Genomic DNA, 6,601 nt, shown 5'->3' with positions numbered 1-6,601 from the left:
CGATACGTACCGAAATGCCAAACATAAGCGCTCGCGAGCGCGTTACCGGCCATATCGCGGGCATCGGTGGTGACTGTGGCCTGGTAGATCACGTTGGTGTCCAGCGGTTCGGAGGGGCTCAGGGTGAGGATTTCGTTCGAGTAATTCAATGAACCGGCAACAGGCGGGTTCAGCACCAGCACCGTGCCGGTGAGCACCTCGCCGTCCATTTCCTCGGAGAAAGTGACGCTGATAGTCGTGTTGACCGACACCGTGGAATCGTTGTCCGCCGGAATCGTGCTCACGACGGTCGGGCGGGTGGTGTCTTTCTGCCCGCCGTTGTCAACTGGGTTTTCGCCACAGGAGGCGATTATGAAAGCCCAGGCTGTGCCGAGGGCTATGGCGGGAAAAGCGGCGATGTGTCTGTTGGAGGGCAATATTCTCATGCAGTCGTACGGCCTCGAACCATTAAACAGAGCAAAACTTGGGCCGGTTCAAAAGGTGTCACTGTCTACGGGGAGACCAAAACCGTGCGATTGCCGCCCACCGCGATTACTTTCCCGCCCCCGACTACGATATCCGTCAGATGCTGCGTGGTTCCGGACCCTGCTACCTGCCAGGAATCAGCATCGGTCGAGCTCAATAGCGTGCCTTCCCGCCCACAGATAACCAGTCGCGTCCGGGTCCAGGCGATGTCGTTAAGCTGCTCTACCTGACCCAAAGCGTGCATCTGCCAGGTAACCGCGTTGGGAGACGTGTACACGAAGCCTCGAAGATCGTTGGGGCCGACCTCGCTATTGCCGACCGTTGCATACTGTGATCCCGTCCAGACGATCCGGCTGATTACGGGGGCCACGGCGATCGGGTCAATGGTCGGTTTGGTCCAGGACACGCCATCGTCGGAGGTATAGACTATGTCCGACGCGGCCGCCAAATAACGGCGGCCGTCCCAGATTACCGCCCGAAGAGTCACGCTGTCGCCGACAAACTGCCGACCCCACGCTTGGCCGTCGTCCGAAACGAACACGGCTCCATCCTGGCCGCAGGCCAGAAAGAGGCCACCTCCGAAGACAATATCTTTGAGGACCACTTCCTGAAATTCCAGAACGCGGGACCAGTTGGTCCCGTCGGTGGATTGATAGATTTCGGTGGGTGCGCCCAGGCCGCCCAGCGCGGCATAGACTCCCTCGCCATAGGCCAGTCGGTCAAAGCTCACCGAGGCCCGGCTGTGACGCTCCGACCAGGTGATGCCATCGGCCGATTGCATAACCGTTCCGCGATCAGTCACCGCTACGAACTTACTGCCCGTCCAGACCGCTCCGGTTATCCCTGCGCCGGAAGTCACGATTTCGACGTCATCGGCGGACGATCCGGCTAACACGTATCCGCTCGAGCCTCCAACTATGAGGTTGCCGGCCAGGGACCCGGCGCAAGTGAGGGCGAAAGGCGCCGCGGTGGTTTGCGGAGTCCAGGTGAGGCCGTCCGGGGAGGAAAACAACAGACCATCGGGAAAGCCGAGATGGTATTCAGTCCCCTCGCCGACTGCAACAAGCTCGTAACCGGTCCAGAAAATGTCGTGAAGATACCAGGCGTCGAGGTTCGCCTTGACGAACCAGACATAGTCGTCATCGGAGCTGAGAACCTGGCACCGTGACGAGGGATCGGCGTTGGGGTCCACCGATATGGCAAAAAATGTCGAGTCAGCGACGGTCACCGCCGGGAACATGATAGCCGGGTCGAAGGTGGTGATCGCAGGTTCCCAGGAGAGGGCGTCGGTGCTGGCCAGTATAGTGCCCGACTCGCCGCAAACCACCCAGGTGCTGTCACGGCGAGCGACGTCGCGGAAGTCCGTTGGGGGATCCTGATGGTTCAGGACCCATTCGACACCATCATCAGACGTATAGATCGAACCGCCGGCGCCAACCGCTACTGCCAGCGTATCGCCGACAGCGATACCATACATGTGGGCCTGGTCTTCGATCCCCACATAGGTCCAATCCCTGGCGTTAGGCGATGTAATCAGCGTGCCGTTCATGCCGACAGCGACGTAAAGCGAGTCGAACCGGACAATGTCCTGGAGGCCGTCGTTGGGGCCGGATCCCCTCTGCTGCTGCCAGTGTCGGGCATCATCGCTCGTATAGATTAAGCCGCCGTCGCCCACTATCACCGCGAGACTATCCGTGGTTGCGATTCCCCGGATCGTGTTACCGATACCGAATTCGACCGTCCGCCACTCTGCCCCGATATCGGGCGGCCCCGGTGGGGTGGGACGGTCCTGGCAGCCCGCACTGAGAACAGCAAAGATCAGTGCTCCATTCAGAAACGCAACACGATTTGTCGAAACCATCGAAGACATCTCCAATTCCTCCAGCGAGAATATAACCCCCAAGACCGGAATCGCCAACCGGGCGATCCGTGTTTTTCTTTGCATCGGGCAGGCAATGCCATTAGTTATGGCCGTAGCCAGGCGTGACTTATGAAACCACATTCACGTTCGACATCGGCGCGCACCCACCGCCATACCGATTTTACAGTCGAGCCGACCGCCCGCGACGAGTCTTTTCTGTTTGAGCTGATCAAAAGTCCGGAGTTGCCCCCATTTCTTTTGATTTTGGATAACATCCAGGACCCGCACAATCTCGGGGCGTGTCTTCGCACCGCCGACGGCGCCGGCGTGCACGCCGTAATCATCCCCAAAGATCGTTCGGTGCACCTCACGTCCACGGTGCGAACTGTCGCGTGCGGGGCGGCCGAGCATGTGCCGGTGGTAGAGGTCACGAATCTTGCGCGGGTGATGGATCAGTTGAAGGAGGCGGGGATATGGCTGGTGGGGACATCGGACAAAGCCGCCCAATCACTGTATCAGATCGATCTGAAGGGTCCGCTGGCCCTGGTAATGGGTTCGGAGGGGAAAGGATTGCGGCGGCTCACGTCTGAGAAGTGCGACTTCCTCGTTTCCCTCCCCATGCACGGGACTGTGAGCAGCCTGAACGTATCGGTTGCCACCGGAATCTGCTTGTACGAGGCTGTTCGCCAGCGATCCGGACGGTCGACTTGAGCCGCGCGCAGCTCTGTCAGGCGTATTAGGAACGAATCCGCTCAAATGGCGTTTAGTGGGGCAATCGTTTTGAATTGGATGAGGACGACACATTGACACCCATGCTAATCGCCGGCACCGCCATTGTAAATCCGGCTCTGGTTTTCTATACGGTGGGGATAATAATCGAACAGCGCCGACACCGGGTGACGACACCGGTTCTGACTTTTTTGACACTTGGCGTGCTGTTTGACATAACCGCCACCGCCTGCATGATAATCGGTTCGACCAAGTCACCGTTCTCACTTCACGGGATTCTGGGGTATTCGTCGCTCATCGCGATGGCGGTCGAAACCGCCCTGGTGTGGCGGCACAGGCGCGGGCGGAGAGAGGCAGAAGTGCCGCGCGGACTGCATCTGTATACGCGGCTTGCTTACACTTGGTGGATATTCGCGTACATTACCGGCGCGATTCTGGTTATGGGACGGCGATAACAGGAGCGCGGAACCAACCGCCCGGTCTGGTGTTGAATGCGACAGATGTACCGCCGGCAGCGTGATTTTGAGCCGGTAGTGTGGCAAGGTGTCTTTCAGCAGAGTGTAGAAACAAGGCGGATAGCCTCAACAAATCACCGAATACAGAGGTTTTATGATGTTCAAGAATGTGTTGATGGTGGTGGCGCTGGTCGCTGTAGCAGCGGCGCCAAGTCAGGCCGAGCAATGGAAGGTAGACCCGGTGCACTCGGGAGTGCACTTCAAGGTCTCGCACATGGTCATCGCCAAGGTCAATGGCGAGTTTAAGGAGTTTGACGCCACGCTCGATTTCGACGGTGAAGACGTAAGCACCGCGTCTGTGCAGGCGACCGCCAAGACTGCATCGATTAGCACCGACAACGAACGACGCGACGGACATCTCAAGTCGCCCGATTTCTTTGATGCCGAGAAATACCCCGAGATCACCTTCAAGTCCAAAAAGGTAATCAAGGGCGAGGGAAACAAGTTTCAGTTGGTCGGCGATTTGACTATGCGCGGCGTGACCAAGGAAGTGACCTTCAATTGCGAATTCAACGGGACAGTGGATTTTGGGCAAGGGATCAAGGCCGGTTTCACGGCTACGACCACGATCAACCGCCAGGATTTCGGCGTCGCATGGAGCAAAACGCTGGACAGCGGCGGCCTGGTAGCGGGGAACGACGTAGAGATTACGCTCGAATTCGAGTTTGACAAAGTGGCGTAAACGCCGACTTAACGGGCCGACACGATCGGCCCGTTTTTGCATCCGGCAACAGGATTCTCAATTCCGTTTGACAGCCTGGGCGCATTGGCATATAATGGCGGTCTTGGCCGCGCGGCCCCAAGGTAGGTCCGCGCTGAGGTACGAACTGGTATTTATCCGGATTTGGAGGTCCGCCGGTGAAGGAATTCACTACTGATAACATTCGCAATCTTTGTCTGACCGGCCAGCGCGGCTGCGGTAAGACCAGCCTGGCCGATGCCCTCGCGTTTCATACCGGCGCTAACAACCGGATCGGCCGGGTAGACGACGGCAGTTCCTATTTCGACTACACCGAGTCCGAGGTTTCCCGAAAGTCGACAATCTCCGCCAAACTGATGGCGACCACATGGAAGAATCGCAAAGTCAATTTGCTTGACTGTCCGGGGCACGCCGATTTCGTGGGGGATTTGCTTTCAAGTGTGGCGGTGGCCGATGCCGCCGGAGTTCTCGTCGACGCTGTTGCCGGAGCCGAGGTCGGCACACAGCTGCAGTGGCGGATGATGCCGACCGGCCTGGCTCGGTTCTTTTTCGTCAACAAGATGGACAAGGAAAACGTGAAGTGGCTAGCCGCCGTTCAGTCTCTCCAGTCCGCTTTTGGCAATCGCGCGGTGCCGGTGCAGGTGCCGATTGGCGAGGCGGATTCCTTCAAGGGGATCATCGACCTGGTCCACATGAAAGCCTACACTTATTCAGGCGGCAAGCAGGCCGAAACCGAGATACCTGCCAATCTCAAGGGAGAGGCGGAGTCGCTGCGAGAAAAGTTGGTGGAGATGGCCGCTGAATCCGACGATGCGCTCCTCGAGAAGTTTTTTGAGGAGGGGACACTCGACGCCGCCCAAACCATCCAGGGGCTGCGTACAGGGGTGTTCAAGGGGACACTATTCCCGATCTTGTTCGGCTCAGCCGCCAAAGATATCGGTGTGGAAGCATTGCTGGATTTTGCGGTCGAATTCCTGCCTGCGCCCAATCAAGGTCGAAAGCCGGCCGCCTCGGCTCCGGGCTCCGGGCAAGCAGTCGATTTAAAAATCGACCCGGCCGGATCGTCTATCGCCTATGTGTTCAAAACAGTCACTGAGGGGCATCTCGGCGAGATGACCTGGTTCAAAATGTACTCCGGGACGATCAAGCCCGGATTGGAACTGCATAACCTGCATACAGGCGTTACCGAGCGGCTGGCGCAGCTCTACACTCTGCAGGGGAAGAACCGGATCGACGTTACCTCGCTGGCCGCGGGAGATATCGGCGTGGCGGTCAAGCTGCGGGACACGCGCAACGGCGATACGCTCTCGCTCAAGGACGGCCGCGTGAGCATCACGCCCGTGAGATACCCCAAGCCGGTAATGGACGTGGCCATGCGGCCCAGGAAGAAGGGGGACGAGGAGAAGATTGCATCCGGTCTGGCCAAGTTGCGAAGCGAAGATCCCACCTTTGAGCTGAAGGCCGATCCGGCTCTCAAGCAACAGGTGCTCTATGCGCAGGGATCGACCCACATAGAAGTTCTCATGGAAAAGCTCCAGAAGCGCTTTGGGGTAGAGGTCGAACTGACCAAGCCGAAGGTCCCATACCGGGAAACAGTCACCGCGAAAGCTGAAACGCAATACCGCCACAAGAAGCAGAGCGGCGGACGGGGGCAGTTCGGCGACGTGCATATTCGCATCGAACCGAATCTGCGCGGCGGCGGCTTTGAGTTTATCGACGAGATCAAGGGTGGCGTAATCCCGGGCAAGTTCATTCCCGCTGTCGAAAAGGGGATTGTCGAGGCGATGCAGGACGGGAATTTATGCGGGGCGCCGGTGGTTGACATCAAGGTGGCTCTGTTTTTCGGTTCGTATCATGAGGTTGATTCCTCGGATATGGCTTTTAAGATCGCCGGCCTGATGGCCTTCCGCGACGGGTTCATGAAAGCCAAACCGGTTATTCTCGAACCGATCTGCAATATCGAGGTGCTCGTACCGGATGAGTTTACCGGCGATGTGATGGGCGACCTCTCCTCGCGCCGCGGGAAGATTTCCGGCATGGAGCGCGAGGGCGCGTCACAGCGGATTCGTGCGTCGGTGCCCCAGGCGGAATTGTACCAGTACTCGGTCGACCTTCGTTCCATGACCCAGGGCCAGGGGTTCTACTCGATGGAGTTTGACCGGTATGAGCAGGTTCCCCACGAGATTGCTCAGAAGATTATCGCTGAGGCCCAGGCCGCCAGGCAGGCTGAGTCTTAGTCGGTACTCCGGATTATCCAGGCTAACTGGTTCCCTAAACGTGCTATCGGGTGACCCTACCTGACAGCTGTACTCCTGCAATTGCTGGTCAGTC

Annotated in this window: 6 protein-coding genes; 4 read left to right on the top strand and 2 right to left on the bottom strand. The window is 58.3% G+C overall.

Annotated elements, in window-relative coordinates:
* Together AB1772_06545 and AB1772_06540 are read right to left on the bottom strand one after the other, a co-directional pair.
* On the bottom strand, nt 1–416 hold a 416-nt coding region (locus tag AB1772_06545; GenBank protein ID MEW5796004.1), incomplete at its 3' end, for an Ig-like domain-containing protein.
* A 74-nt stretch (nt 417–490) separates the two neighbouring features.
* Nucleotides 491–2,410: a hypothetical protein gene (locus AB1772_06540; protein ID MEW5796003.1), complete on the bottom strand. Its 1,920-nt coding sequence runs from the start codon at nt 2,408–2,410 to the stop codon at nt 491–493.
* A gap of 45 nt (nt 2,411–2,455) precedes the next feature.
* Between AB1772_06540 and rlmB the strand changes: the two genes are divergently transcribed.
* The 4 genes from rlmB to fusA all read left to right on the top strand — a co-directional run bounded on the left by rlmB (nt 2,456) and on the right by fusA (nt 6,507).
* Nucleotides 2,456–3,037 (top strand): 23S rRNA (guanosine(2251)-2'-O)-methyltransferase RlmB, encoded by a 582-nt coding sequence (rlmB, locus tag AB1772_06535; GenBank protein MEW5796002.1) that lies wholly within the window; start codon nt 2,456–2,458, stop codon nt 3,035–3,037.
* A 92-nt stretch (nt 3,038–3,129) separates the two neighbouring features.
* Complete coding sequence (locus AB1772_06530) at nt 3,130–3,510, top strand: hypothetical protein (GenBank protein MEW5796001.1); 381 nt, start codon at nt 3,130–3,132, stop codon at nt 3,508–3,510.
* Nucleotides 3,511–3,664: 154 nt separating this feature from the next.
* Nucleotides 3,665–4,252 carry a YceI family protein gene (locus AB1772_06525; protein MEW5796000.1) on the top strand — a complete coding sequence of 196 codons (588 nt, stop codon included), beginning with the start codon at nt 3,665–3,667 and terminating at the stop codon, nt 4,250–4,252.
* Between the two features lie 176 nt (nt 4,253–4,428).
* Nucleotides 4,429–6,507: an elongation factor G gene (gene fusA / locus AB1772_06520; protein ID MEW5795999.1), complete on the top strand. Its 2,079-nt coding sequence runs from the start codon at nt 4,429–4,431 to the stop codon at nt 6,505–6,507.
* Nucleotides 6,508–6,601 lie beyond the last annotated feature (94 nt).

Source organism: Candidatus Zixiibacteriota bacterium (assembly GCA_040752815.1).
Lineage (GTDB): Bacteria > Zixibacteria > MSB-5A5 > GN15 > FEB-12 > JAGGTI01.
Note: the sequence above shows the minus strand (reverse complement) of the source record. Positions and strands in the feature narration are given on the sequence as shown.

Bases quoted from the DNA above. Each gene is read 5' to 3' on its own strand.
- AB1772_06525 (MEW5796000.1), top strand. From the start codon at position 3,665: ATGATGTTCAAGAATGTGTTGATGGTGGTGGCGCTGGTCGCTGTAGCA.
- AB1772_06540 (MEW5796003.1), bottom strand. From the start codon at position 2,410: ATGCAAAGAAAAACACGGATCGCCCGGTTGGCGATTCCGGTCTTGGGG.
- rlmB (MEW5796002.1), top strand. From the start codon at position 2,456: ATGAAACCACATTCACGTTCGACATCGGCGCGCACCCACCGCCATACC.